The sequence below is a fragment of the Streptomyces sp. CNH287 genome, assembly GCF_000424825.1.
The window spans coordinates 188,639-214,781 of the sequence record NZ_AUKQ01000015.1 but is presented as its reverse complement, the minus strand read 5'-3'; the positions used below and the strand labels follow the sequence as shown (position 1 = coordinate 214,781).

General features: G+C 72.6%; 17 protein-coding genes. 10 read left to right on the top strand and 7 right to left on the bottom strand.

The window, feature by feature from the left end:
* The coding region (locus tag H299_RS34660) for a non-ribosomal peptide synthetase (RefSeq protein ID WP_037759338.1) at nucleotides 1–6,308 on the bottom strand (6,308 nt) is incomplete at its 3' end.
* 238 nt (nucleotides 6,309–6,546) lie between these two features.
* On the opposite strand from H299_RS34660, the gene H299_RS0117115 reads away from it, so the two are divergent.
* Entirely contained in the window at nucleotides 6,547–8,181 is a 1,635-nt protein-coding gene (locus H299_RS0117115) for an AMP-binding protein (protein WP_027749395.1), read from the top strand.
* A gap of 308 nt (nucleotides 8,182–8,489) precedes the next feature.
* Nucleotides 8,490–9,305, top strand: coding sequence for a class I SAM-dependent methyltransferase (locus H299_RS0117110; protein WP_027749394.1), 816 nt, complete (start codon nucleotides 8,490–8,492; stop codon nucleotides 9,303–9,305).
* A 160-nt stretch (nucleotides 9,306–9,465) separates the two neighbouring features.
* On the opposite strand, the gene H299_RS40495 is transcribed toward H299_RS0117110, so the two are convergent.
* The 3 genes from H299_RS40495 to H299_RS34655 are packed head-to-tail and all read right to left on the bottom strand — an operon-like array spanning nucleotide 9,466 to nucleotide 10,720.
* On the bottom strand, nucleotides 9,466–9,900 hold the full coding sequence (locus H299_RS40495; protein WP_486587307.1) for a DUF7848 domain-containing protein: 435 nt from the start codon (nucleotides 9,898–9,900) through the stop codon (nucleotides 9,466–9,468).
* Nucleotides 9,897–10,244, bottom strand: a complete 348-nt coding sequence (locus H299_RS0117100; RefSeq protein WP_027749392.1) for a DUF6415 family natural product biosynthesis protein — start codon at nucleotides 10,242–10,244, stop codon at nucleotides 9,897–9,899. Before H299_RS0117100 ends, H299_RS40495 begins: the two co-directional genes overlap by 4 nt.
* Nucleotides 10,241–10,720: a hypothetical protein gene (locus tag H299_RS34655; RefSeq protein ID WP_486587306.1), complete on the bottom strand. Its 480-nt coding sequence runs from the start codon at nucleotides 10,718–10,720 to the stop codon at nucleotides 10,241–10,243. The genes H299_RS0117100 and H299_RS34655 overlap by 4 nt, the downstream gene beginning before the upstream one ends.
* 368 nt (nucleotides 10,721–11,088) lie before the next feature.
* On the opposite strand from H299_RS34655, the gene H299_RS0117090 reads away from it, so the two are divergent.
* From H299_RS0117090 to H299_RS38420, 3 genes are all read left to right on the top strand, one after another.
* Nucleotides 11,089–11,976 carry a Scr1 family TA system antitoxin-like transcriptional regulator gene (locus tag H299_RS0117090; RefSeq protein WP_027749391.1) on the top strand — a complete coding sequence of 296 codons (888 nt, stop codon included), beginning with the start codon at nucleotides 11,089–11,091 and terminating at the stop codon, nucleotides 11,974–11,976.
* Nucleotides 11,960–12,166, top strand: coding sequence for a DUF397 domain-containing protein (locus H299_RS0117085; protein WP_027749390.1), 207 nt, complete (start codon nucleotides 11,960–11,962; stop codon nucleotides 12,164–12,166). Before H299_RS0117090 ends, H299_RS0117085 begins: the two co-directional genes overlap by 17 nt.
* 192 nt (nucleotides 12,167–12,358) lie before the next feature.
* Nucleotides 12,359–12,466 (top strand): DUF397 domain-containing protein, encoded by a 108-nt coding sequence (locus tag H299_RS38420; protein ID WP_078512815.1) that lies wholly within the window; start codon nucleotides 12,359–12,361, stop codon nucleotides 12,464–12,466.
* A gap of 138 nt (nucleotides 12,467–12,604) precedes the next feature.
* Here the strand turns inward: H299_RS38420 and H299_RS0117075 are convergent, their stop codons facing one another.
* Entirely contained in the window at nucleotides 12,605–13,144 is a 540-nt protein-coding gene (locus H299_RS0117075; RefSeq protein WP_027749389.1) for a hypothetical protein, read from the bottom strand.
* A gap of 357 nt (nucleotides 13,145–13,501) precedes the next feature.
* Nucleotides 13,502–14,170 carry a TetR family transcriptional regulator gene (locus tag H299_RS0117070; RefSeq protein WP_027749388.1) on the bottom strand — a complete coding sequence of 223 codons (669 nt, stop codon included), beginning with the start codon at nucleotides 14,168–14,170 and terminating at the stop codon, nucleotides 13,502–13,504.
* A gap of 175 nt (nucleotides 14,171–14,345) precedes the next feature.
* Between H299_RS0117070 and H299_RS0117065 the strand changes: the two genes are divergently transcribed.
* On the top strand, nucleotides 14,346–15,464 hold the full coding sequence (locus tag H299_RS0117065; RefSeq protein ID WP_027749387.1) for a serine hydrolase domain-containing protein: 1,119 nt from the start codon (nucleotides 14,346–14,348) through the stop codon (nucleotides 15,462–15,464).
* A 114-nt stretch (nucleotides 15,465–15,578) separates the two neighbouring features.
* Complete coding sequence (locus H299_RS0117060) at nucleotides 15,579–15,974, top strand: cupin domain-containing protein (protein WP_027749386.1); 396 nt, start codon at nucleotides 15,579–15,581, stop codon at nucleotides 15,972–15,974.
* A 105-nt stretch (nucleotides 15,975–16,079) separates the two neighbouring features.
* Here H299_RS0117060 and H299_RS0117055 read toward each other — a convergent pair whose 3' ends face one another.
* Nucleotides 16,080–17,129 carry a diiron oxygenase gene (locus H299_RS0117055; protein WP_027749385.1) on the bottom strand — a complete coding sequence of 350 codons (1,050 nt, stop codon included), beginning with the start codon at nucleotides 17,127–17,129 and terminating at the stop codon, nucleotides 16,080–16,082.
* Nucleotides 17,130–17,551: 422 nt separating this feature from the next.
* Here H299_RS0117055 and H299_RS34650 point away from each other — a divergent pair, with 422 nt between their 5' ends.
* From H299_RS34650 to H299_RS0117040, 3 genes are all read left to right on the top strand, one after another.
* Nucleotides 17,552–18,454: a thioesterase domain-containing protein gene (locus tag H299_RS34650; RefSeq protein WP_078512814.1), complete on the top strand. Its 903-nt coding sequence runs from the start codon at nucleotides 17,552–17,554 to the stop codon at nucleotides 18,452–18,454.
* A gap of 5 nt (nucleotides 18,455–18,459) precedes the next feature.
* Entirely contained in the window at nucleotides 18,460–19,392 is a 933-nt protein-coding gene (locus tag H299_RS0117045) for a TauD/TfdA family dioxygenase (protein WP_027749384.1), read from the top strand.
* Between the two features lie 89 nt (nucleotides 19,393–19,481).
* A complete protein-coding gene (locus H299_RS0117040) occupies nucleotides 19,482–26,087 on the top strand; it encodes a non-ribosomal peptide synthetase (protein ID WP_027749383.1) in 6,606 nt (2,201 codons plus the stop codon).
* The last annotated feature ends 56 nt before the right edge of the window (nucleotides 26,088–26,143 follow it).

Below are 26,143 nucleotides of genomic sequence, written 5' to 3'. Positions count from 1 at the left end.
CGCATCGACACAATCGAATCCCCACCCAAATCGAAGAAAGAATCATCCACCCCGACCCGGGAAACCCCCAACACCTCAACAAAAACCCCATGCAACACCCGCTCACACACCGACGAAGGAGCACGAAACTCCCCCACACCACCAAACACCGGAACCGGCAGAACCCCCCGATCCACCTTCCCGTTCGGCGTCAACGCAAAATCCTCCACCACCATCACCAACGAAGGCACCATGTACTCCGGCAACACCGAAGACACCCGCGAAAGCAAACCCTCCACATCCACCACACCACCCGCCACCGCAGGCGACACATACCCCACAACCCGCCGCGCCCCCGAAACATCCGAAGACACCACCACCACCGCCCGCGAAACCGAACAGTCCCCCGCCAACACCGCCTCGATCTCACCCAACTCGATACGAAAACCCCGCACCTTCACCTGAAAATCAGAACGCCCGACATACTCCACCACCCCACCCGCACACCGACGCCCCAAATCCCCCGTCCGATACATCCGCCCACCCGCCGGACCCCACACATCCGCAACAAACCGCTCACCCGTCAAACCCGCCCGACCCACATACCCCCGCGTCACACCCACACCCGCCACATACAACTCCCCCACCACACCCACCGGCACCGGACGCAAAAACCCATCCAGCACATACACCCGCAGATTCGGCAGCGGCGTGCCGACCGGCACGGCCTCGGGCACGGCATCGGCGGCACCGGCGGCCTCGGCGGCCTCGTTCCGGCGGGCGGGCCCGGTGGTGGTGTACACGGACACCTCGGTGGGGCCGTACTGGTTGTGCAGTTCGGCGCCGAGCGCGGCGTGGAAGCGCGCGGCCAGCGATCCGGTCAGCTGCTCCCCGCCGCAGAAGACCTGGCGGAGGCTGTCGCAGCGTTCGGCGCCCGGCTCGCGCAGGAAGACCTCCAGAGTGGAGGGCACGAACTGGGCGACGCTCACACCCTCCTGCCGGATCAGACCGGAGAGGTAGCCGGGCGCCCCGGTGCCGTCCGGGCGGGCGACCACCGCGCGGGCGCCGTGCAGCAGCGGCCAGAAGACCTCCCACACCGAGGGGTCGAAGCTGAGCGAGGTGCGCTGGAGCACCCGGTCCGCCGAGGTCAGCGGATGCCGCTCCTGCATGCCGTCCAGGTAGTTGAGGGCGCCCTCGTGGGTGACCACGATGCCCTTGGGCCGTCCGGTGGAGCCGGAGGTGTAGACGACGTACGCGGGGTGCTGTGGCAGCAGCCGCGGCGGGGTGAACCCGCCGTCCCCGGCGGCCGGGCCGAGTGCCGCCAGGAAGTCCTCGTCGACGACCAGCACCGGCCGCGCCTGCTCGGTCATGTACCGGATGCGCTCCGCCGGGTACGAGGGGTCCAGCGGCAGGTACGCGGCACCGGCCTTGTGGATGGCGTGCAGCGTGACGACCAGTTCCGCCGAGCGGGGCAGGCGGACGCCGACGGTCTGCTCGGGCGCGGCACCCTTGGCGGCCAGCACGGAGGCCAGGCGGGTGGCGCGCGCGTCCAGTTCCCCGTACGTGAGCCGCTCGCCCTCGCAGACGACGGCCACCGCGTGCGGGTCGCGGCGTACCTGCTCGGCGAAGCGCCCGGGCAGGGTGGCCCGGGGGCGGTCGGCGTGCTCGGTGGCCGCGGCGGACGACTCCAGCTCGCGGCGCTCCTCGTCGGTGAGCAGCCACAGCCGCCCGGCCGGGCACCCCGGGTCGCGTACGAAGCCCTCCAGTGCGAGGCGCAGCCGGGTGAGGCAGCGTTCGGCCTCCTCGGCGCCGAACAGGTCGCCCCGGTAGGTCAGTTCGAGGCGGAGCCGCTCGCCGGGCACGGTGTGCAGGCTGAGCGGGTAGTGGGTCTCGCCGGTGGCGTCGGCCTCCTCCACGGTGATCCCGAGGCCGCCCGCGTGGCGGCCGATCTCCTCGCGGTCGACCGGCGCGTTGCCGAAGACGACGGAGGTGTCGAAGAGTTCGGGCATCCCCGCCAGGCGGTGCAGGTCGGTGAGGCCGAGGTGGTGATGCTCCATCAGTTCGGTCTGTTCGCGCTGTACGCGGGTCAGCAGCGCCTCGAGCGGCTCGCCCGGCCGGATGGCGACGCGCACCGGCACGGTGTTCATCAGCAGCCCGACGATGCCGTCGACCCCGGGCAGCCCCGGCGGGCGGCCGGAGACGGTGCCGCCGAAGGTGACGTCGTCGCGGCCGGTGAGGGTCGCCAGCAGCAGCGCCCACGCGCCCTGGAGCACGGTGCTCATCGTCAGGCCCCGGCTGCGCGCGGCCTCCTCCAGCGCGGCGGTCAGCTCCCGGGGCAGCTCGGTGACCTGGAGCTGCGGCATCGCGGGGGCGGCGGTGCCCCGGTGTGCGGGGGCGACCAGCGTCGGCCCGTCCAGGTCCGCGAGCGCGGTGCGCCAGGCCGCCTCGGACGCCGCCCGGTCCTGGCCCGCGACCCAGCCGAGGTAGTCGCGGAACGGTACGGGCTGCGGCAGTCGGGCGTCGTCCCCCCGGTGGTGCAGCTCCAGCAGGTCCCGCAGCATCAGCGGCAGCGACCAGCCGTCGAAGAGGATGTGGTGGCTGGAGAGGACGAAGAGGCTCTCCTGGTCGGCCAGTCGGATCAGGGCGCAGCGCAGCAGCGGCGGCGCCGTCATGTCGAAGCGGGTGCGCTTCTCCCGGGCCAGGATGCCGGCGGTCCGCTGCCGCTGCTCGGCGGGCGGCAGGTCCCGCAGGTCGTGTACGTGCAGCGGCAGTTCGGCGTGCTGGGCGATGAGCTGGAGCGGCTCGCCCGACTCGCCCTGCACGAAGGCGGCGCGCAGGGCGGGGTGCCGTTCGACCAGTGCCTGGCAGGCGGCGCGCAGCCGCTCGGGCGGCACCGGTCCGCTCAGTCCGAAGACCTTCTGCGCGTTGTACGCGTCGGCGCCGTGCTCGCCCGCGAACTGGGCGTGGAAGAGCATGCCCTGCTGGAGCGGGGCGAGCGGCAGCACGTCCGCCAGTCCGCGCGCCCCGCCGGGGCGCGGTGCGGCCCAGTCGGCCTCCAGGCGCGCGCGTTCGCCGGGGGCCAGGGCGACGAGCGCGGCGGGGGTGGCGGCTGCTGCCGGGCCGGAGCCGGTCCCGGTCCGGTCCACGTGCTCGCGGAGCCGGGCCACCGTGTGGTGTTCGAAGACCAGGTTGGGGGTGAGGCCGATGCCCTCCCGCCGGGCCCGCGCGGCGAGCCGGACCGCGACGATGGAGTCACCGCCCAGATCGAAGAAGTCGTCGTCGATGCCCAGGTCGCGGGCGCCGAGCAGTTCGCGGAAGAGGTCGACCAAGGTGGCCTCCACCGCGTCGCGGGGCGGCCGGCTGGTGCCGGAGCCGCTGTGGTCCGGGGAGGGGAGCGCCGCCTCGTCCAGCTTCCCGCTGGGGGTCAGCGGGAGTTCGGGTACGACGACGACGGCCGTCGGCACCATGTACTCGGGCAGGCGGTCGCGGACCAGTTCGCGCAGCGCGGCGGGGTCCGGGGCGCTCCCGCCGCTCGCTCCGCCGGACGCGCCGCCGGTGCCGTCGCCCGCCTGCGCGGGCACGACGTAGCCGACGAGCTGCCGCAGCCCGGGTACGTCCTCGCGGACGGTGACGGCGGCGTGGCCGACCCCGGCGCCCTGGGCGAGGACGTCCTCGATCTCGCCGGGCTCGATCCGGAAGCCGCGCACCTTGACCTGTCGGTCGGCGCGTCCCAGGAAGCGCAGCTCCCCGTCCGCCGTCCAGCACGCGACGTCGCCGCTGCGGTACATCCGGGAGCCGGGCGGGCCCCACGGGTCGGCGACGTAGCGTTCGGCTGTCAGCCGGGGCCGCCGCAGGTACCCCCGGGTGACTCCGGGCCCGCCCACGTACGCCTCACCGGGTACGCCGGGGGGTACGGGGCGCAGCGCGTCGTCGAGCAGCATGACGCGGGCGCCGACCACGGGGCCGCCGATCGGGGGCACGTTGCGGCCGGAGAGCGGCGGGTCGGTCTGGGTGGCGATGACCGTCGTCTCCGTGGGTCCCCAGTTGTTGCGCATGATCCGGCCGGACGACCAGCGCTCGACCAGCTCCGGCGCGCACAGCTCCCCGCCGACCATCAGCGCGCAGCCCTCCGGCAGCCCGTCGGCGGGCATCGCGGAGAGCGCGGAGGGCACCAGTAGGACGGCGTTGACCTCGAGTTCGGCCAGCGTGCGGGCCAGGTCGGTGCCGGGCGGCAGCCGCTCGGCGGGTGCCACAGCCAGGGTGCCGCCGCACAGCAGCGAGGTGCACAGTTCGAACATCCACGCGTCGAAGCTCGGGGAGGCGAACTGGAGCATCCGGGTGTTGCCGGTCACCGGCGTGGCCTGGCCCAACTGGCGTGCCAGCGCTGCCAGTCCGGTATGGATGGCGACGACGCCCTTGGGCTTGCCCGTCGAACCGGAGGTGTAGACGATGTACGCCGCGTGGTGGGTGCGCAGCGGCGCGAGCCGGTCGGCGTCGGTCAGGTCGGTGCCGGACAGTTCCGCGTCGGAGTGCGCCGCGCCCCCGTCCCCCGCGGGGAGTACGCCGTCCGCGTCCACGTACACCCGGGGCACCTCGGGAGCCAGCGTCGCATCGTCGGCCTCGCGGGTGGTGAGCAGCAGCAGCGGGCGGGCGTCCGCGAGCATCGTGGAGGTGCGCGCCCGGGGGTAGTTGAGGTCCAACGGCAGGTAGGTGGCGCCGGACTTCATGACGCCGAGCACCGTCGCCGGCAGCCCCGCGCCGCGCGGCATGCTCACCGCGATCACCTGCTCGGGCGCCGCGCCGCGGGTCACCAGGTGCCGGGCGAGCCGGTTGGCGCGAGCGTTGAGCGCGGCGTAGCTGAGCGTCCCGGCGGCGGAGATGACGGCGTCCCGCCCGGGGGCGCGGCGCACCCACTCCTCGAACAGCTGCGGGATGGTGCGCGGTTCGGGCTCCGCGCCGAAGCCGCCCCCGTACGTGCCGAACTCCGTCACGCTGCGGCGCTCGTCCGCGCCGAGCACGTCCAGGCGGCCCAGCGGACGTGCGCTCGGGGAGGCCAGGAACGCGGCGAGGAACTCGCCGAACCTCTCCTGGTGCGCAGCGAGTTCCTCGGCGGTGTAGCGCTCCGGGTTGGCCTCGAAGTCCAGCCGCAGGCCCTGCCCGTCCGGGTCGGGGTGGCAGGTGATGTTGAGGTCGAGCACCGGCCCGCCGGACAGCGCGACCAGCCGGGTGCGCTGCTCCCCGAGGGAGACCTCGGAGCCGCTGGGCATGATGTTCACGAGCAGCCCGAAGAGGTTCTCCTCGGTGGCCAGCAGACGCAGGTCCCGGCGCAGGTCGTCGTACGGGTAGCGCTGGTGAGTCAGCAGCTCGCCCAGGCGCCGCGCGACGTGCCGCACCAGGTCGAGGCGCGAGGCGGCCGGGTCCACCGTGACGCGCAGCGGCGCCTGGTTGGCCAGCATGCCCGGGGTGCGCTGCGACCGGCCGCCGCGCCGGGCGGTGACCGGCACGGCGATGGTCAGGTCGCGCTGCCCGGTCATCCCGTGCAGGTAGGCGAAGACGGCGGCCAGCATCACCACCGTCCACGGCACGCGTGCCTCCCGCGCCGCCCGGCGCAGCGCCGCGAACCTGTCCTCACCGACGGTGGTGATCACGCCGATCGGCGGCCGTGAGCCGGAGGGCGCGCCCGGGGCGGGTGAGGCGACCTCGGCGCGCCGGGCGAACAGCGCGTTCCAGTAGTCGCGGTCGGTGGTGAAGTCGTCCGAGTCCCGGTACTCCGCCTCCTCGGCCAGCAGGTCCGTGATGCGGCCCAGCGGCTCGCCCGCCGGCTCCCGGCCCTCGCTCAGCGCCCCGTAGATCTCGGCGATGCGGCGGGTGTGCAGCACCGAGCCGTACGCGTCGGAGACGATGTGGTGGCTGCGCTGGTACCAGAAGTAGTGCTCCTCGCCGACCCGCATCAGCACCTGCGCGGAGAGCACGTCGCGCAGCAGGTCGAGCGGGGTGGCGCGGTCGGCCTCCATCCAGTCGCGGGCCGCCGCGGCCGGGTCGTCCCGGTCGCGGAAGTCCAGCGACTGCCAGCTGGACACCCCGGCCGGCAGCTGCCGCTGGTACGGGCCGTCGGGCCGCCGTACCAGCTCCATGTCGAAGGTGCCGCTCTCCTGCTCCGAGAGCCGGATCGCGCGGGCGAGCAGCTCGCCGTCGACCGGACCGCGTACCTCCATGAACAGCACGACGTTGAACCCCGGGTTCTCAGGGTCCAGTTCGTGCGCGAAGAAGACCCCGCGCTGGGTGGTGGTCAGCGGGAGCAGGCCGTCCTCGGCGTCGCGTGCATGCATGGGTGGGTGTCCGCTCTCTCGGTCAGTCCGATGGCCGGAAACTCAGAACTCCGGAAAATGCTGCATCCGCGGGACCGCCGGTTGCCAGGCAACCGACCGGCAATCGCTGTTGCTGCCGAACTGCCGCCGGAACCCCGCCGAATTACCGGCCGCGTGCCTGGTGACGGCCCGCCGAACCTGGCGAGGATGCGCGGGTGCGGGGTTCGCCCGTCAAGGAGCGTGGGAGAGGACGAGGACGATGGGAATCCCGGACCGGGGCATACTCGAGTGGCTGGACGACCCGTCCGGCGAGCGCGGCCTCCACTTCTCCGCGGGCGCCGACGGCTGGACCTTCTCCTCCTACCGGGACCTGGCCGCGCTGGTGCTGCGCACCGCCGCGGCACTGCGCGCGAACGGCGTCCGCGCCGGCGACGTGGTGGCGCTCGTCCAGCGCTCCAGCCCCGGCTTCACCGCCGGGTTCTTCGGCACCCTGGCCGCGGGCGCCACCCCGTGCTCGATCGCGCCGCCGTTCGCCTTCCAGCACGCGGACGCCTACGAGCGGCACGCCACGCACCTGTTCGCCACGGCCCGCCCCCGCCACACCCTCTGCGACGACGAGTGGCTGGAGCAGACCCGCAAGCTCAACTCCGGCCTGGGCCTGAACGAGCCGATCGTCTTCGACGACCTGATCCGGGACGTCGAGCCGCTCGCGGCACCCGAGGCGCTGCCGGAGACGGCGCTGCTCCAGTTCACCTCCGGCTCCAGCGGGTTCTCGCGGGGAGTGCTGATCCCGTCGACGTCGCTGCGGGCCAACCTCACCGGGCTCCGCGGCCGGCTGGAACTGCGCCCGGACACCCCGGCGCTGAGCTGGCTGCCGGTGCACCACGACATGGGGCTCATCGGCTGCCTGCTCACCAAGGTCACCACCGGATGCGACGGCTGGCTGATGCAGCCCGACGACTTCATCCGCTCGCCCCTGCGCTACCTCACGTGCATCAGCGACCAGCGGATCGCCGCCACCGCCATGCCCAACTTCGGCATGGCGTACATCCTGCGCCGCGTCCGCCCCCGGCAGCTGGAGGGCCTCCGGTTCGACTCGCTGCGCACGGTGACCCTCGGCGCCGAGCGCATCGACCCGCGGGTGCTGGAGGACTTCCACGGGCTGCTCGGGCCGCACGGCCTGGACCGCAGGGCGCTGCTGCCCGCGTACGGCGGCGCCGAGGCGACACTCGCGGTCACCCACCTGGCGCGCCGCACGGGGTGGACCGCCCGCGCCCCGCGCGAGGGCGCCGCCGCGTCGCTGGCCGGTGCCGGGGACGGGGCCGGGGTGGTGGGCTGCGGCACGCCGGTGGAGGGCACCGAGGTCACCATCCGGTCCGAGGACGGCGAGACGCTGCCGGACGGGCAGGTCGGCGAGATCGTCGTCACCGGCACGTCGGTCGCCAGCGGCTACGTCGGCGACCCGGGCACCGCCTCCGGCACCCGCCTCGGCGACGAACTGCGCACCGGGGACGCCGGGTTCCTCGACGAAGGGCAGCTCTTCGTCATCGGCCGCCTCGGCGACGGGCTCAAGGTCAGCGGCCGGATGGTCTTCGCGGAGAACGTGGAGACGGTCCTGCACCAGCAGGGCGTGCCCGAGCGCCGCGTGGTGGTCCTCCTCGGCGTACGGGACGGCGAGCCCACCGGTGTGGCCGTCTTCGGCGGCGTGCAGGAGGGTTGGCGGGACCTGGCCCGGCAGGCGCTCAGCGAGGCGCTGCCCGGGGCGCGGCTGCTGGCCGTCGAACTCGCGCGCGGGGACGTCGAGGTCACCTCCAGCGGCAAGCCCCGCCGCCGCTCCATGTGGTCGGCCCTGTGCGCCGGCACGTACGCGGAGACCACGACGCCCCTGGCCTGAACACTGCGCGCGGCGCGGGCGGCACCCCATGGGGAGCGGCACCCCCGGCACCCGCCCGGGGCGCTCTCTCCGATGCAGGACGATCCTCCGGCCGAACGCCGGCACTTTGACGACAGGCCCTGGTGAGCACACGGGCGCGGTGCGGACGGGTCAGGGGTCGAGAAGCGCGATCCTGCCCGTGGCGACGAGATCGAAGTACCGCCGGTAGAGGTGGAGTTCGTGGACGCGGGCCGTGATTCCGGTCAGGTGATGCCGTGCCTCGTGCGGGAGACGCGTTCAGCATCGGCTCCGGCAGCCACAATGAAGGTATGCCACCAGAGATCGCACCCGAGGTGATGACCTTCTACTCGTCCACGGTCGACGAGGCCGAGCGGCTCGCGGCCTCGGCGGACGGCGCGCTGGAAATGCTACGCACGCGGGAGCTGCTGCGCCGATACCTCCCCTCCACGCCCGCCGACGTCCTGGACGTGGGTGGCGGGCCCGGTGCCCACGCCCGCTGGTTGGTCGAGGACGGCTACAAGGTGCGGCTGGTCGATCCGGTGCCCCGCCACATCGAGGCGGCGTCCCGGGTGCCGGGATGCACCGCCGAGCTCGGCGACGCGCGTGAGCTGACTGCCGCCGACGCCTCGTGGGACGTCGTCCTCCTCCTCGGCCCGCTCTACCACCTGCTGGAGCGCACCGACCGAGACCAGGCACTCGCCGAGGCGTACCGCGTACTGCGACCCGGCGGCCTGATCGCCGCAGCCGGAATCAACCGCTACGCCAGCCTCTTCGAACACACCGCGTACGGGCACCTCCACAAGGAGCGGGTCCGCGACAGCATCGAGAAGATTCTCAAGACCCAATTCCATGACGGAAAGAAGGCTTTCACCGCAGCGTACTTCCACAGTGGCGCGGAACTTCGGGACGAGGTGGACGCGGCGGGGTTCGAGCGGGCCGAGGTGTTCGGAATCGAGGGCCCGACGTGGGCCCTGCTCAAGGCGGCGGAACAACACACTGGGGAGCCGCTCATCGGCACTCCCCTGTTCGACTCCGCCCTGACCGCAGCGCGACTGGCCGAGACCTACCCCGAACTGCTGGCAGCCAGCTCCCACTTGCTCGCAGTCGGCCGCCGCCCAGTATGACGAGAGACGGTGCCCGTCCCGGTCGCCGACGCGCACCCAGCTGTCGCTTCCGGCAAGCCAGGGCCCTGGCTTGCCTCGGCGATTCCCGTCAGGGAGGGCGGGCGTTGGCTTCCCTGACGAGGACGGCGTGTGGCGAACAGTTGCCGCCGCAGCGAGTCATCTAACGCTCGGTAGTGGGGGTGGTGCGCCAGGGGCGGCGGATGATTTCGCGGTAGGTGGTGTGGGTGGGGAGGCGTTGGGTGTGGTGGAGCATCCAGCGCTCGGCGGCGGTGAAGTCCTGGTAGGCGGCGGACGTTTTGGCGCACACAGTGCACTGCATGGCGTGGGTGACGGGTTCGGCGTCGGGTTCGCGGTCGGGTGTGCTGTGCCAGCTGCGTGCCTGTACCGGTACGGCTGGGGGTGCGGGGCTGGGCAGGGGGACGTTGACCAGGAGGCGGTAGGTGATGCCCCCTTCGAAGAAGAGCAGCTTGTCCCCACCCGGCAGCGCCCGCAGATTCTGCACGACGCGCGGTGCGCCGTAGACGCGGACGGTGTCGCCGATGTGCACGGTGTGCGCGGTGACGACGGCTTCGGTTCCGGAGTGTCGCCAGGTCACCGGGCCTCCTCATCGGCGTAGGTGAGGAGGAGACGGCAGTCGGCGGCGAGGTTCGCCACGTGGGCGTGGGCGAGCACCGGGCTGAGTCCGGGTGCTTCTTTGAGGAGGTGGCGTACCGCGTCCAGGCGGGTGTGGCGGGTCCACCGTTCCAGTGAAGAGTGCGGCAACCGGTCCACCGCCGCCTCGGCGACCGGCAGCAGGGCGCGGATGTGGCCGCGCAACTCGGCATCCAGCACGGCTAGTTCGGGGCGTCCGGGGAGCTTGAGGACGGCGTCCGCGCGGGCGACGGTGGCCCGGACTTCGGCAACGCCGACGGGCGCCCCGGCCCCCGCTTGGGCGGTCACCGGTCCGGCTCCGTGCCGAACGCCGTCTTCACCGCGCAGGTGAGTGCGGCGTGCAGGTCGGCGGGGTCGGTCAGCAGGCGCTCGTGGCTGGGCGCCACCGCCCAGTACGGGCCCAGCCCCCGGGTGCGGTGCCCCGGCGGCACCGCCAGCCAGGAGGTGGAGCCCAGCACGGCCACCTGCGGCAACGGCCTCCACGCGGCGGCCGTCCCCACCGGAGTCAGCCAGTACAGGACATGCCCGTACGGATCACGGATCACCGCCCCGCACCCGTCACCGAGCAGCGGTAGCGCCCGGTCCCCGAGGCAGGCCGGAGCCTTGACGGCGTCCCACGCCTCCCCGACGCGCTCCACCTCTAAGTCCAGCCCACCGGGCGGAAACCAGGGACGCGGAGGCGGCGTGCCTCCAGCGGCGGCATCGGCCAACTCGGCGGGGCGCGCGCGGGACTGCGGGGTACGGCGGCGGGTGGCGGTGGCCATCGCGATTCCCTTCCATCGGTGTTCGGTGTTCGGCATGCAGGGCGGGTGGGGCCGCCCACGCAGTGCGGCCCTGGATGTCGGCACAGCGTGGGCGGGTGGCTCCGGCCCGCCCCCGACCCAGGGGAGGGAGGGGCAGCCCGAAGCCGGCCAGGGGTACTCGACCTCAAGGACACTGCTGAGTAGGGCAGTTGGCACGCTCGGTGACTCGGCCCACAGCGTGCACTCCTCGCGTGAAGAAATGCAACCTTCATTTCGAGAATTCAGTTAGCTCACTCGAACTAGTGAATCTCATTGTGAATTGATGGCGCCGATGCTTTCATTTTGGATGACGGGGATGCTTCATTCCGATGAAGGGAAAGGGGTAGGGGATGGAGAAGGCGAGTGGATCAACGGTTCCGCGTCGGCAGTTGGGCCGACATCTGCGAGAGCTGCGCGGACGGGCGCGCTATAGCGTGAAGGCTGCGGCCGAGGCTCTGGAGTGGAGCGAGGCGAAGCTGTGGCGGATCGAGACCGGTCAGACCTCGCTGCGCAGCCACGATGCCGAGCTGATGTGTCGGATCTACAGCGCACCAGCGGAGATGACGGATGCGCTGATGGGGCTCGCGAAGGAGACCAAAGCGCGCGGCTGGTGGCACGCGTACGGCGACGTCATCCCCCAAGGCTTCGACATCTACATCAGCTTGGAAGAGGTCGCGTCCGAACTGGCCTGGTACGAGGGGGAGCTTGTGCCCGGCGTCCTTCAGACCGAGGACTACGCTCGCACCGTCATCCGCGTGTTCAGCCCCGATGAGGACCCGGAAGAGATCGAGCGGCGCGTTCGGCTGCGCATTACACGGCAGGCCCTGCTCACCCGACGCGCAGCCCGCCCCGAGTTCCGCATGGTGATCGGCGAGGCAGCGCTGCGGCGCCCAGTGGGCGGGCATGATGTCATGGCGGCTCAACTCGCGCACATCATTGGAGCAGCTGCCCTGCCCAATGTCATGATCCGGGTGATGCCGCTGGCTGCTGACCTCCACCTCGGCACAATGAGCGGGCCGTTCGTGATCCTGCGCTTCCCGCTCACCGGCACCGGCGCTGACACCGAGCCGCCGATCGTCTACGTGGATGGCTACACCGGGTGCCTGTATCTGGACAAGACAAGGGAGGTGGAGGCGTTCGACAACGCATTTGGGAGCCTCTGGGAGCAATCACTCGATGAGCGGGCGTCTCTACGCCTGATGTCTGAAATGGCAGGGGAACATGAACACGCACAGTGATCTCACCTGCGCCACCTGGCGCAAGAGCAGCTACAGCAACGGCCAGGCGAATTGCGTCGAGGTGGCGGACGGTTACGCCGGAATGCCCGTGCGGGACAGCAAGGTGCCGCACGGACCCGCGCTCCTCTTCCCCGCCGACGGCTGGAACGCGTTCGTCGCAGCCGTCAAGAGCGGTCGGCTGGACACCTGAGCTACCCGCGGCAGCGCCCCGCCACCGGCTTGTGGCCGGTGCGGGGCGTCTTCGTTCGCCATGGGCCGCAGCGGCGGTGAGGGGCAACGTCGGTAGGACGTCAGTCGATGGCAGTCTGAAGCTGACCACTTCATGATCCATGGAAGGGACGGATCAGATGTCTGACGATCAGCACGCCACCGGAACCGCTGGCTGCCGGTACGGGACAGCAAGGTGCCGCACGGGCCCGCGCTCCTCTTCCCCGCCGACGGCTGGGCCGCGTTCGTGGGCGCCCTCAAGGTCGGGCGCCTCGGCGGCTGAACACCGGAGGCACAGGTGACGCCCCCGTCCGGTCTGGCCGGGGCGTCACCTGCTGCCCCGGCCCGCAACCCTCAAGGACTCTGCTCTTCCTTGCTGTCGGTCACGTCGAACCTGCCGAGTTCCTGGGGCGTGGTCCGGTCAGAACTCATCTTCTCCTTCAGGCCCCAGAAAGAAGGTGATCTCCGGAGTTTCGGGAGCATCCACCACGAGGCCGCATTCGCGTAGCGCGGCCTCTATCACCTCGGCGTCACCCGACCACTGAAGGGGGATGTCGTCGATGAGGGCCCCTTCGTCGTCGAAGCAGTCCACGTGTGCCTGGGAGTTCCAGAAGATCGCCTTGCCGTCGCTCCCGCTCCGTTCGTGAACATCCTGCCAGGCGCCGGAGTTTGTGAACGCGAAGTCCGGCTCCGCGATATAGCCGACCTCCTCAAGGAGCCGGAACGATTGCGCGATCCGGCACAGATCGGAATTTCCCGCCCGTCCGGCAAGCACCACCCCGGACCCGTCCTCATCACGGTCGAGAGGGATGCGTACGACCAGACCTTCGCGCGCGAAGGCGGTCTGCACGTGGGACGGCATGCCCACTGCCCAGGTGAAGGGCAGATCCTCCCGCAGCGTTCCGCCCGCGTCGAAGAACCCTCCAGCTTGCGGGGGCAGCGTAAGGCTCGGGCGGTGCATCCCGAGATCCTGACCTTCCGAAGTTGTCCAGCCTCGGTGCCGCAGTCTCGCTAGGGCGCTTTCGTAGCATTGCTTCTCCGTGCTTGCGGGCATGAGGGGTTTCGCCCTTCACCTTGGATGCGGCTCGGGAGGCGTTTCTCCCAGCGCCCACGGGCCCCTGGCGGCCCGCAGCGTCACACACGCGAAGGTTACCGATCGTTCGCCGCGCCGGAACTCGCACTGCGTGCGCAGGATGTCGTGGCCGCTCAGTATGCCGGGCCGGGAGCGGCCCGTGCGCGCACGACGCAGCGGTTGCCGCCCGCGTCCTCCTGGTGGAGCAGGTCCGCCGCCTTCGTCCCGTGGGCAGCCGGTCTCGGTTCAGGTCCGGTGGTTCGGGCCGATCTCGGCCTCGATGTGGGCGAGTTGGGCGGCGAGGAGTTCCTCGAACGCGGCGCGGCGGTCCGCCCCCAGGGGGCGGATGTCGCGGGCGAAGTGGGCCAGGGCGGGGAAGTGTTCGGGGTCGGCTCCGAGCACCGCGACGCGGAACTGCTCCATGCCCTGTGCGTACTCCTCCGGGGTGAGGCTGCTGACTCCGGCCTCGGAGGCGGTCAGCGCGGCGATGAGGACCGCGAGCCGGTGGTAGTGCGCGGGGATCTCCTCGTCGGGCAGTCCCGACGCACGCAGGGCCTGGAGCACCTCTTCGACGACCAGCCGGGAACCGGCGCCGCCCGACGCGTACCGGCCCCAGACCGCGGCGAGCTGGGGCTGTCGGCCGAACGCCTCCCGCACGCGCAGGGCCAGGGCGGTGATGCGCTGCTTCCAGTCGCCCTCGGGGCGGTAGCCGTCCATGGAGGCCAGGAGAATCCGGTCGGCGACCGCGCGCAGCAGTTCCGTCTTGGTGCGGAAGTGCCGGTAGAGGCTGGAGGAATCGGTGCCGAGGGCCGCGGCCAGCTTGCGCACGCTGAAGGAATCCGCGTCGCTCGTGCGCAGCAGCTCCGCCGCCGCGTCCAGGATCTCCTCGGTCGACCATCGCCTGCGGCCTGCCATCCCCGCTCCTCTCGCCAGCTGTCAGAGTACCTGTGCACTTGGTGTTGCACGCACCGCGTGCATAATGAGGACATGTGCCCGTGGCCGGGGCCGGCCCGCCACTCGAGCCGCGTGTGGCCCGGGAAGGGCGACCGACGCTGCGCCCCGCCCTGGAGCAGCGGAAAGGACACAGACCATGAAGAACCCACTCGATCCCGCAGCACTGGATGCCGCTCTGGAAGACGTCCGCCGCGCCGGGATACCGGGCCTGTTCGCCGAGGTGCGCGACGGCGACGAGGTCTGGCGCGGCGCCGCCGGAGTCGCCGACGCCGCCACCGGCCGTCCCGTCACCGCCGACATGCGGCACCGGATCGGCAGCGTCACCAAGACCTTCACCGCCGCCGCCGTCCTCCAGCAGGCTGAGAGGGGTCAGCTCGGCCTCGACACACCGATCGGCCGGTACCTGCCGAAACTGGTGCCCGGAGCGCGCGGCGACGCGATCACGGTCCGGATGCTGATCAACCACACCAGCGGCCTCGCCGAGTACTTGCCGTACATCTACCCGTCCCTCAAGGCGTTCCCCGACCTCACCAAGGTCGGGCCGCAGAGCCTGGACGACCACCGGCTCACCCGGTTCGACCCCACCGAGCTGATCGGGAGAGGGGTGGCCGCACCCGCCGCCGGCACTCCGGGCGGCACGCCGGGGGTGTACTCCAACACCAACTACCTGCTCCTCGGCCAGCTCCTGGCCCAGGTGACCGGCACGACGGCCGAGCGGTACATCACCGAGAACATCATCGAACCAGCCGGGCTCCGGGACACCCGATTCCCCACCGGGCCGCACGTCGAGGGGCCGCACTCGCATCTCTACGAGGCGTGGTTCGGCAAGATCGATCCGCCGCGCGACTACAGCGTCTACGACATGTCATGGACGGGGCCGGCGGCCTCGCTGATCTCGACCGTCGCGGACCTCAACCGCTTCTACGGCTTGCTGCTGGCCGGCGAGATCGTCAGCCCGTCGTCGCTGGCGCAGATGCAGCGCACCGGCCCGGTCGTCTCCCACGAGGGAAGGACGATCGACTACGGCCTCGGCCTGTTCCCGATGGAGGAGGCCGGTCAGGGCACCTTCTGGGGCAACGGCGGCACGGTCTGGGGCGGCGGGACGCTGGCCATGACCCGTGCCGACGGCGGGCGGCAGCTGGCGGTCGCGCTGAACATGCAGCGGTGGAACAAGATCGACTCCGGCGGCAGGCCGCAGCTCCATCCCATCGACCACGCGCTCGCGGCTCTCTACCGCGTGGCGATGTACGGCTGAGGCGAACGTGCCCGCCGGACGGCGCGTTCCGCACGGCGGACCGCCGACCTTCTTCGCCCGCAGCACACCCACAGCACACCTAAGGAAAGCCCACCGCAGGAAGGACGTCCCCGTATGACTGTCACCTCTGTCGACCTCTTCGGCTCCCTGGTCACCCTTCAGCCGGACGGCCGGATGCACACCGAGCAGCCCACCGAGGAAACCGAACTCGACCGGGACGGCTGGATGTTGATGGTCGCCCATGTGGAGACCGAGGCCGACGTCCACGGCGACCACTGGGAAATCCACGCCGAGGCGGACGAGTTCGTCTCCTGCCTCACCGGCGGCATACGGATCATCCTCCGCCCGCAACAGCCGGGCGGCGAGGAGGAGGTGATCACGCTGGGCGCGGGCACCGCCGCCATCGTGCCGCGCGGCCGATGGCACCGGCTCGCGCTGGACGCCCCCAGCGACATGATGGCCGTCACGCTGCCACGCGGCACCCGTCAGGAGCAGCGGACCCAGTCCTGAGCGCGCAACGGCGCCCCGCCGCCGGGTTGTGGCCGGGGCGGGGCGCTGGTGTGCGCCGTGGGTCGCGGCGGCGGTGGGGGACGGTACGGGTGGCCGTCGTGGGGGTCAGTCGTGGACGGTCCGGAGGGCCTCGGGGCGGGCCAGCATCTCGGAGTGCAGCAGGTCGCGAATCCGGTCCGAGAGCAGGTCCAGCTGCTTGAGGACGTGGATGACCTGCTGGAAGAGCAGCTGCCGGTAGGTCTTCATCATCGGGTTGGTGCGGGCGAAGTGCAGGCCCTCCTTGACGTCCAGCTCCATCCGCTCCCACACCTCGCGGAGCAGGAAGCGGCGGGACATCAGGTGGATGGCCTCCAGCAGGAAGTCCTCGCGGGCGCGCATCTCCGCCGTCGTGACGTCGTCGTACATGCCGTTGAGCGCGCTCACGCCGAACGCGATGTGCCGGGCCTCGTCCCGCGCGACCAGGCGGGTGATCTGGCGGATGATCGGGTCGCCGAAGCTGGAGCTGGCCAGCCGCAGCGCGGTGATGGCCAGGCCCTCGACGACGACCTGCATGCCGAGGTAGACGATGTCCCACTCGGACTCCGAGAGCAGGTCCCGCAGCAGCGTCTCCAGGCCCGGGTTGATCGGGTAGGAGTGGCCGAGCTTCTCGTCGACGTACCGGGCGAACGCCTCGACGTGCCGGGCCTCGTCGGCGACCTGGGAGGCCGCGTAGACCTTGGCGTCCATGTCGGGGACGGTCTCCACCAGGCGCGCGGTGGTCACCAGTGCGCCCTGCTCCCCGTGCAGGAACTGGCTGCACATCCAGGACTGGTACTCCCAGCGGAACTGCGTGAGCAGCTCACGCGGCACCGGGCTGCCCTCACCGACGACGAAGGAGGCCAGCTGCGCGCCGTTCTCCTCGGTCAGTTCGGAGCCGAAGCGGATGTCGTGGTCCCAGTCGATGTCCGTGGTGGCGTTCCACTGCGCGAGCTTGTTCTTCTCGTACAGCGCGAAGACGTTGCTGTCGCGGTGCCCGTAGTTCCAGTTCATGCACGCCTGGAACACGGCCTCGACGTTCATCTGCCCGACACCGGAGGCTTCGAGGCTGAAGAGCGACGGCGTCGGGGCAGCGGAATCGGCGGCGGAGTCGGCCGCCGAATCGGGAACGGTGGTCATCGGCTGGGGCCTTTCGTGTGATCAGGCCGGATCGGGTGGCGGGATCTGGCGCGGGCGGCTGCGAGGCGGAGGGCCGGGGCGGCGGGGTGCGCCGTCGGGTGGGGGCGACGCCGCGGAGGTGCGCGCCAGATCCCGTGGCCCCGGGCTGATCACGCGAAAGGCCCTGGAGCCGCATCCCTCGTGCCCGGGAAGCGTGAAGGTCGGTTGCGGCCTCCGCCCAGGCCGTGTGTGTACGTGTCCCGCATCCTGTCCGGCCCGCTCGTACCCGCTCCAGGCATCGCCCGGGCAACTAGGCGGCAGTCCGGTTGCCGCCGCCCGTGCCTGGTGGCGGGCCGACGTGCGGCACACGCTGGAGCGGCCGGGGGTGAGCCTCCCGGAGGACATGACGGCAGGCAGGTACAGGCAGGTACAGGGGGGATGAGATGCACGCGCGGGCGACCGCACCGGTCACCGACGCCGTGGGCGCACCGGCGGCGTCCGCGCCCGCCGCGCCGCCGCGTGCGGTGGAGTACGGCGCGGACCGGTCGACGTCACCGTGGATCGTGGGGCGGGTCGGCCCGCCGCAGCCACGGCTGCGGCTGTTCTGCCTGCCGCCCGCAGGTGGCAGCGCCGCCTCGTTCGCGCCGTGGCGGCTGACCCCGCCGCCCGGGGTGGAGCTGGCGACGGTCGAGCTGCCCGGCCGGGGCACCCGCGCGGGCGAGCCGCTCCCCGGCACCATGGAAGAGCTGGCGGACGCCGTACTCGACGGCATCGCCGGGGAGTTCGACCTGCCCTACGCCGTCTTCGGCCACAGCTTCGGCGCGCTGCTCGGCTACGAGATCGTCGTCCGGGGCGCGCGGCGTGAACTCCCGCCGCCCACCGCGCTGCTGGTCTCGGCCGCCCGCGCCCCGCACGTACGGGTGCGCGAGCGCGTCTCCGACCGCGACGACGCCGGCCTCCTCGCCTGGCTGGACGGGTTCGGCGGGCTGCCCGCCGAACTCTCCCGCTACCCCGCGTACCTCCGCTACGCGCTGCGGACCATCCGCGGGGACCTCGCGCTGACGGAGGACTACCACGTCCCCGCGCCGCAGCCGCTCCCGTGCCCGCTGCGGGTCTTCGGCGGCACGGACGACCCGCTGGTGGACGCCGCAACGCTGGCGCGCTGGCGGGCGGACGGCGGCGGCCCGGGAGGCGCCTGCACCGTGCGGCAGCTGCCCGGCGCGCACGACTACCTCTTCACCGGCGCACCGGCGATGCTCGACGCCGTCTTGGCGGCGTTGGTCCGGGCCGGTGACCCACACGCGGACAGCGGGCCCCGCAACGCGGCCCCAGCCCCAGGGAGTTGACGGAGATGGACGATCTCACCGGCATCAAGGTGTTCCCCGCGGACGGCTCGGAGCTGGCAGCCTTCACCCGCGAGCACGCGCGGGCGGTCGAGACCGCTCTCGCCGAGTACGGCGCGGTACTGGTCCGCGGCGGCGGCGCCCAGGGGGCGGAGGACTTCCAGCGGGCCGTGGACGGCCTGGGCTTCGAGCCGCTGGAGTACACCGAACGCTCCACGCCCCGCAGCCAGGTCAGCGACGGGGTCTTCACCTCCACCGAGTACCCGGCCCGCGAGGTGATCCCGCAGCACCTGGAGTCGTCCTACGCGGGCGCCTGGCCGGGGCGGCTGGCGTTCTTCTGCGCCACCCCCGCCGAGACCGGCGGCGCGACGCCGATCACCGACGTGGCCAAGGTCCTCACCGACATCCCCGCCGAGGTGGTCGCGACCCTGGAGTCCCGCGGCCTGCGCTACGTGCGCAACTACGGCAGCGGCGTCGGGCTCGACTGGCGCGACGCCTTCCAGACCGAGGACCGCACGGAGGTCGACCGCTACTGCGCCGCCAACGGGCTGGAGCGGGAGTGGCTGGAGGACGACTGCCTGCGCACCGTCCGGCAGGCGCCCGCGCTGGCCGCACATCCGCGCACCGGGGCGCGCGTCTGGTTCAACCACCTGGTGCTCTTCCACCCGTCGTCGCTGCCCGGCTCGCTCCGGGAGAACCTGGTGAGCCTGCTGGGCGCCGACGGGATGCCCAACGACGTGCGCTTCGGCGACGGCGCGCCGATCGACGACGCGCTGGTCGACGCCGTACGGGCCGCCTTCGGCCGGCACGTGCAGCGCTTCGACTGGCAGCGGCACGACCTGCTGGTCATCGACAACATGCGCTGGTCGCACGGGCGGGAGGCGTTCACCGGCGAACGGCGGGTGCTGGTCTCGCTGAGCGACCTGATCTCCCGGTCCTGAGCCGCCCGCACCGACCCCCGGCGCACCCCGCCCCGGCGCGCCCCGCAACTGTCCTGTCCGCTCCGCCACGCCTTCGGGGAAGTCCCACAGTGAACGATGTGACAGAGTCGCCGATCGAGTCCGCGCTGCCCCTGACGCCGCTTCAGGAAGGCATGCTCTTCCACGCGCTGTACGACTCCGAAGCCACCGACGTGTACACCATCCAGGCGGCCTTCGAGCTGGCGGGCGACCTCGACGAGGACCGGCTGCGCGCCGCGTGCGCCGCCACCGTGGCACGGCACCCGGTGCTGCGGGCGGGCTTCCGTCAGCGCAAGAACGGCCGGCCGGTGCAGCTGGTCCGGCGCGCGGTGGAGATCCCCTGGACCCGGCTGGACCTCTCCGGCGGGTCCGGCGGGTCCGGTGGGTCCGGTGGGCCCGATGGGCCCGAAGAGGACAGCCGCGAGCGGCTGCTGGCGTTTCTCGCCGAGGACCGGCTGCGGCGCTTCGACATGGCGCAGCCGCCGCTGATCCGCTTCGCCTGCGTACGGCTGGCAGAGCGGCGCCACGTACTGGTGCTGACTTACCATCACATCCTGCTGGACGGCTGGTCGTTGCCGCTGGTGCTGCGCGACCTGTGCACGCTCTACCGCCAAGGGGCGGAGGACGGCGGGGCCGGAGCGGAGCTGGAGCCCGCCACTCCGTTCGCCGACTTCCTGCGCTGGCTCTCGCAGCAGGACGCCGACGCCGCCCGGCAGGCGTGGCAGGACGCGCTGGCGGGGTTCGCCGAACCCACGCTGGTGGCACCCGGAGCACCGGCGGCCGGGGACGGCGCCCTGCCGGGGCTGGCCGCGGTGACCCTGCCGGAGGAGACCACCGCGGCGGTGACCGCGGCGGCCCGGAAGAACGGCCTGACCCTCAACACCGTGGTGCAGGGCGTCTGGGCGCTGCTGCTGTCCATGCTCACCGGCCGGGACGACGTCGCCTTCGGGCAGACCGTGCACGGCAGGCCGTCGCAACTGCCGGGCTCCGAGACGGTGGTGGGGCTGCTGATGAACGCCGTGCCGGTGCGGGTACGGCTGCGCCCGCAGGAGTCGATGGCGCGGCTCTTCGCCCGCCTCCAGGACGAGCAGCTCGCCCTCGACCGGCACCAGCACCTGGGGCTGGCCGCGATCCAGCGACAGACCGGGCTGGGACCGCTCTTCGACACCTCGACCGGCTTCGGCAACGCGCCCTTCGACTGGACGGCGATCCGCGACGGCCTGCCGGGCCTCCAGGTCCTCCCGCTGGAGGACGACGGGGAGGCCACCGGGGCGGAGGACCGTACCGGCTCGACGCACTACCCGCTCAGTGTCGTCGCCGTGCCCGGACCGCAGCTGCGGCTGGAGCTGAACTACCGGACGGAGCTGTTCCCCGCCGAGCGGGTGGAGATGATCGCCGCGCGGCTGCGGCTGTTCCTGGACGTCTTCGCGGACGCGCCCGAAACCCCTTTGGCCCGGCTGCCGTTGCTCCGGCCCGAGGAGCAGGCGGAGACCCTTCACGGGTGGGGTACGGGGCACACGGCGGCCGGTGCGGATGCCGGTGCCGAACCGGCGGCCCTCCCGGTGCGGTTCGCGGAGCAGGTGGCCCGTACCCCGGACGCCCCTGCGGTCGCCGACGCGGAAGGGTCCCTGACGTACCGCCAGTTGGACGCCGCCGCGAACCGGCTGGCGCACCTGCTGCTGTCGCGCGGGGTACGCCCCGGCGACCTTGTCGGGGTGGCGCTGCCCCGCTCGACGGAGCTGATCGTCACGATGCTCGCCGCGCTGAAGGCGGGCGCCGCGTACCTGCCCCTCGACCTGGGATACCCCCCCGAGCGCGTCGCGTTCATGCTCGGCGACGCGGCGCCGCGCGTGGTGGTCTGCGGTACGGCTCCCGACCGCGCGTGGGGGTCCCACCCGTACCTGCTGCCCGCCGATCCCGCCGTACGGGCACAACTCGCGCTGCTGCCGGACCGGCCGCCGACCGACGAGGAGCGCGGCGGGCCGCTGCGGGCATCCGACGCGGCCTACGTGCTCTACACCTCGGGGTCGACCGGCCGTCCGAAGGGCGTCGTGGTGGAGCACCACAGCGTCGTCCGCTACCTCACCTTCTGCCACCACGCCTACCCGGGGCTGGCACGGGAGGCGCTGGTGCACTCGCCGCCGTCCTTCGACCTGACGGTCACCGGCATCTTCGGTCCGCTGACGTCCGGCGGTCTCGCGAACCTCGTCGACATGACGGACTTCGCGGCCCCGGCCGGTCCGGCCGGAGCGGCCCCCGCGTTCGTGAAGGCGACCCCGAGCCATCTGCCGGTGCTGCTGGCTTCACCGCCGTGGTACTCGCCGACGGGCGAACTCGTCCTCGGTGGAGAGCAGTTGACCGGCGAGGCGCTGGCCGAGTGGCGGGAGAGGCACCCCGGCACCACCGTGATCAACGAGTACGGGCCCACCGAGGCGACCGTCGGGTGCATGGAGTACCGGCTGGAACCGGGTGACCCGCTGCCGTCCGGCCCGGTGCCCGTGGGCCACCCGGTGCCGCACGCGCGGGTGTACGTGCTGGACGGGTACCTGCGGCCGGTGCCGCCCGGTGTGCCCGGCGAGCTGTACATCGGCGGGGACACGCTGGCCCGCGGCTACCTCCACCGCGCCGCGCTGACCGCCGCACGGTTCGTGGCCGACCCCTGCGGCCCGCCCGGTGCCCGGATGTACCGGACCGGCGACCTCGCCCGGTGGCGGCCCGACGGTGTGCTCGTCTACCTCGGCCGCACCGACGACCAGGTCAAGATCCGGGGCTTCCGGATCGAACTGGGCGAGGTGGAGGCCGCCGTGGGCGCGGACCCGGCCGTCGCGCAGGTGGCCGTGGTCGTACGCGACGACCGGCGGGGCGCGGCACAACTGGTGGCCTACGTCGTCGCCGCCGACGGGCAGGAGGCCGGGCCCGCCGCGCTGGCGAAGCGTGTCGGCGCGCGGCTGCCGACGTACATGGTGCCCTCCGCGTTCGTCCCGCTGACCGCGCTGCCGCTGACCGTCAACGGCAAGCTGGACCGCGCGGCACTGCCCGAACCTGACCTGGACGACGCGCCGCAGGCGCGGCCCGCACCGGCACCCGTGCCTGCGCCCGTGTCCCTGACCGACGGGGAGAGCCTGGTCACCACGCTGGCCGGGCTGTTCGCGCAGGTGCTGGGGCTGGAGACCGCCCGGCCCGAGGACGACTTCTTCACCCTCGGCGGCGACTCCATCACCGCCATCCAACTCGCCGCCCGCGCACGACAAGCAGACCTGCGCCTCACCCCCAAGCAGATCTTCACCCACCGCACCGCCGAAGCCCTCGCCACACTCCTCCGACCCACCACACCCACCCCCGCGCCGGAGCCCACCGCACCCGGCCCCGAGGACACAGCCGCCACGCTGGCCGGGCTGTTCGCGCAGGTGCTGGGGCTGGAGACCGCCCGGCCCGAGGACGACTTCTTCACCCTCGGCGGCGACTCCATCACCGCCATCCAACTCGCCGCCCGCGCACGACAAGCAGACCTGCGCCTCACCCCCAAGCAGATCTTCACCCACCGCACCGCCGAAGCCCTCGCCACACTCCTCCGACCCACCACACCCACCGCACAGCCGCCACGCCCGGCACCCGCCCCCGCGGCCGTCTCCCCGTCCGCCGTCCCGGCCACCCCGATCATGCGGTGGCTGCACGAACTCGGCGGCAGCCACGACGCGTTCCACCAGTCCACGCTGCTGCGCGCCCCCTCCGGCCTGGACATCCGACGGCTCACCACCGCCGCGCGGGCCGTGCTGAAGCGGCACCAGGCGCTGCGGTCCCGGCTGCTCCCGGACGGCTCCCTGGCGGTCGCCCCGGTCAACCCCGCGCAGCTGCGCGACCAGGTGCACCGCGTCGACGCGGGCGGCCTGGGCCCGGAGGCGCTACGCGCCCGTATCGCCGAGCGCGCACGGGCGGACGCCGACGCGCTGGCGCCCCGCGACGGGGCGATGGTCCGCATCACCTGGTTCGACACCGGCGACGCCCAGGGACGGCTGCTGGTCACCGTGCACCACCTGGCCGTCGACGCGGTCTCCTGGCACATCCTGCTGACCGACCTCTACCGCGCCTGGGAGGCGGCCGGGGCGGGCGGCGCACCGCAGCTGGACCCGGTGCCGCTGCCGCTGCGGGAGTGGAGCACGGGGCTGCGCGAAGCCGCCACCACACCCGAGGTGCTCGCCGAACTCCCCTACTGGACGCGCACTTTGGGCACCGACTGCACCCCGCTCAGCCCCGGGGCCCTCACCCCGGGCCGCGACACCTACGCGACCGCCGGGGAACTGCGCCTGACGCTGCCGCCCGAGGTCACCGATCCGCTGCTGGGCACCGTCCCGGCGACCCTCGGCGGGCAGCCGCAGGACGTGCTGCTCGCCGGGCTGGAGCTGGCCGTCTCCGCCTGGCGGCGGCGGCACGGCCTCGGCGGCGGTCCCGGCAGCGGTCCCGACGGCGACGGCGGGCTCCTGCTGGACGTGGAAGGCCACGGCCGGGAGCAGCTCGGCGAGGACACCGACCTGTCCGACACCGTCGGCTGGCTGACCAGCCTCTACCCCCTGCGGATCGACGGCGGCCTCCCCGGCTGGGCGCCGGAGCACGACCCGGCCGACCCGCGGCTCGGCGAGGCGGTGCGCCGGGTCTCCCGCCGTCTGGCCGAGGTGCCCGGCCGCGGCCTGGGCTTCGGCCTGCTGCGGCACCTCAACGAGCAGACCGCACCCGGTCTTCGGGCCTGCGCAGCGCCCCAGCTGCTGTTCAACTACCTGGGCCGGCAGGGGCTCACCGAGGGCACCGACGACTGGGACCTGGCGCCCGAGTCCGACGCGCTCGCCGTCGGCGCCGATCCCCGGATGCCGATGGGCCACGTCGTGGAGGTCAACGCGGCCGTGCACAGCGGCCCGCAGGGGTCCCGGCTGGTCGCCCACTGGCTGTGGGCGGGCGAGCTGCTGTCCGGCGAGGATGCCCGGGAGCTGGCCGAGCTGTGGTTCACCGCGCTCCGTGCGCTGGTGGCACACGCCGCGACCGCACCGGGCCACGGCACCGCCGGCACCACCAGGACCGCCGGAACCGCCCCCGCGCACCGCCGCGGCGCGCAGCGGACGTACGACGCGGCGGACCTGGCCCACCTCACCTCCCGGCTCGGCACGCCCGTCACCGACGTCCTGCCGATGACCCCGCTCCAGGAGGGCCTGCTCTTCCACGCCCGCTACGACAGCGGCGGGCTCGACGTCTACCACGTGCAGATGGCGCTGGTGGTGGAGGGCCGCCCCGACCTCGGCCTCTTCCGCCGCAGCTGCGACGCCCTGCTGCGGCGGCACCCCATGCTGCGCGCGGCGTTCCTCCAGCTGCCCTCCGGCGAACCGGTGCAGGCGGTGCCCGAGGAGGTCACCGTCCCCTGGGACTCCCACGACCTCACCGGCCTCGGCGCCGACGCGCAGCAGCTGCGGCTCGCGGAGATCCTGGCGGCCGACCGGCGGCGCCGCTTCGACCCGGCCCGGCCGCCGCTGCTGCGCTGCACCCATGTGGCGCTCGCCGAGTCCCGGCACCAGCTGGTGCTGAGCCTGCACCACCTGGTGGTCGACGGCTGGACCACCTCGCTGCTGCTGCGCGACCTGCTCGCCCTCTACGACGGCGCGGAGAGCGCCCTGCCCGAGCCGGGGCACTACCCCGACTACCTGTGGTGGCTGGCCGCGCAGGACCGCGACGCGGCGCGCGAGGCGTGGCGCGAGGCGCTGGCGGGTCTGCCGGGACCCACCCTGGTCTGCCCCGGCGCGGACACCGCCCGCGTCCGGGAGCTGCCCGAACGCCTCGTCGTGGAACTCCCGGAGGCGGCCACCACTGCGCTGCGGGAGGCCGCGCGCAGCCGCGGAGTGACCCTGAATACCCTGGTCAACGTCGCGTGGTCGCTCTGCCTGCACCACGAGACCGGCCAGCGGGACCTCGTGTTCGGCACCACCGTCTCCGGCCGCGTACCCGAACTGCCGGACGTCGAGGAGATGGTGGGGTTGTTCATCAACACCGTGCCGGTGCGGGTCCGGCTCGACCCGACCGAGCCGGTGGGCAAGCTGCTGGACCGGCTGCACGGCGAGCACGCCGACCTGCTGCCGTACCACCACCTGGCGTTGAGTGACATCCAGCGCACGGCCGGTCACGGCACGCTCTTCGACAGCTGCGTGGTGTTCGAGAACTACCCCAGCACCGAGGGGATGCCGGACGACGGCGAGGAGGGGCTGCGGCTGGCCGACATCGTCGGCCGGGACGCGTACCACTACCCGCTGAAGCTGATGGCCGCCCCCGGTGACCGGCTCCACCTGGAGATCAGCCACCGCCCGGACCTGTTCGGGGCGGCGGAGGCCCGGGAGGTCGCCGACCGGCTGCGGGCGCTGTGCGTACGGCTGCCGGACGCGCTGGAGGAGTCGACCGAGCACCTCCTGGCCGAAGGCCCGTCGGGGCTGCGGCACACCCAGGCGTCGCTGCGCACCCTGATCGCCCGGGTGCTGGGACGGGACCAGGTCGGGCCCGACGAGGACGTGTTCGACCTCGGCTGCGACTCGCTGACCGCACTGCGGCTGGCCGGGGGCATCGAGACGGCGGTGGGCCGCCCGGTCGACGTCGAGGTGGTGTTCCGCTGCCGGACAGCCCGCGCGCTGGCCGACGAACTGTCCTGAACCGAGAGACCCGTGAGAACCGAGAAGAAGCCAGGACACCGAGAAGAAGGACACCG

What these genes read in the sequence shown, in the direction of transcription:
- H299_RS0117115 (WP_027749395.1), top strand. Translation starts at nt 6,547, where the DNA reads ATGGGAATCCCGGACCGGGGCATACTCGAGTGGCTGGACGACCCGTCC.
- H299_RS0117110 (WP_027749394.1), top strand. Translation starts at nt 8,490, where the DNA reads ATGCCACCAGAGATCGCACCCGAGGTGATGACCTTCTACTCGTCCACG.
- H299_RS34655 (WP_486587306.1), bottom strand. Translation starts at nt 10,720, where the DNA reads ATGGCCACCGCCACCCGCCGCCGTACCCCGCAGTCCCGCGCGCGCCCC.
- H299_RS0117090 (WP_027749391.1), top strand. Translation starts at nt 11,089, where the DNA reads ATGGAGAAGGCGAGTGGATCAACGGTTCCGCGTCGGCAGTTGGGCCGA.
- H299_RS0117085 (WP_027749390.1), top strand. Translation starts at nt 11,960, where the DNA reads ATGAACACGCACAGTGATCTCACCTGCGCCACCTGGCGCAAGAGCAGC.
- H299_RS0117075 (WP_027749389.1), bottom strand. Translation starts at nt 13,144, where the DNA reads ATGCACCGCCCGAGCCTTACGCTGCCCCCGCAAGCTGGAGGGTTCTTC.
- H299_RS0117070 (WP_027749388.1), bottom strand. Translation starts at nt 14,170, where the DNA reads ATGGCAGGCCGCAGGCGATGGTCGACCGAGGAGATCCTGGACGCGGCG.
- H299_RS0117065 (WP_027749387.1), top strand. Translation starts at nt 14,346, where the DNA reads ATGAAGAACCCACTCGATCCCGCAGCACTGGATGCCGCTCTGGAAGAC.
- H299_RS0117060 (WP_027749386.1), top strand. Translation starts at nt 15,579, where the DNA reads ATGACTGTCACCTCTGTCGACCTCTTCGGCTCCCTGGTCACCCTTCAG.
- H299_RS0117055 (WP_027749385.1), bottom strand. Translation starts at nt 17,129, where the DNA reads ATGACCACCGTTCCCGATTCGGCGGCCGACTCCGCCGCCGATTCCGCT.
- H299_RS34650 (WP_078512814.1), top strand. Translation starts at nt 17,552, where the DNA reads ATGCACGCGCGGGCGACCGCACCGGTCACCGACGCCGTGGGCGCACCG.
- H299_RS0117045 (WP_027749384.1), top strand. Translation starts at nt 18,460, where the DNA reads ATGGACGATCTCACCGGCATCAAGGTGTTCCCCGCGGACGGCTCGGAG.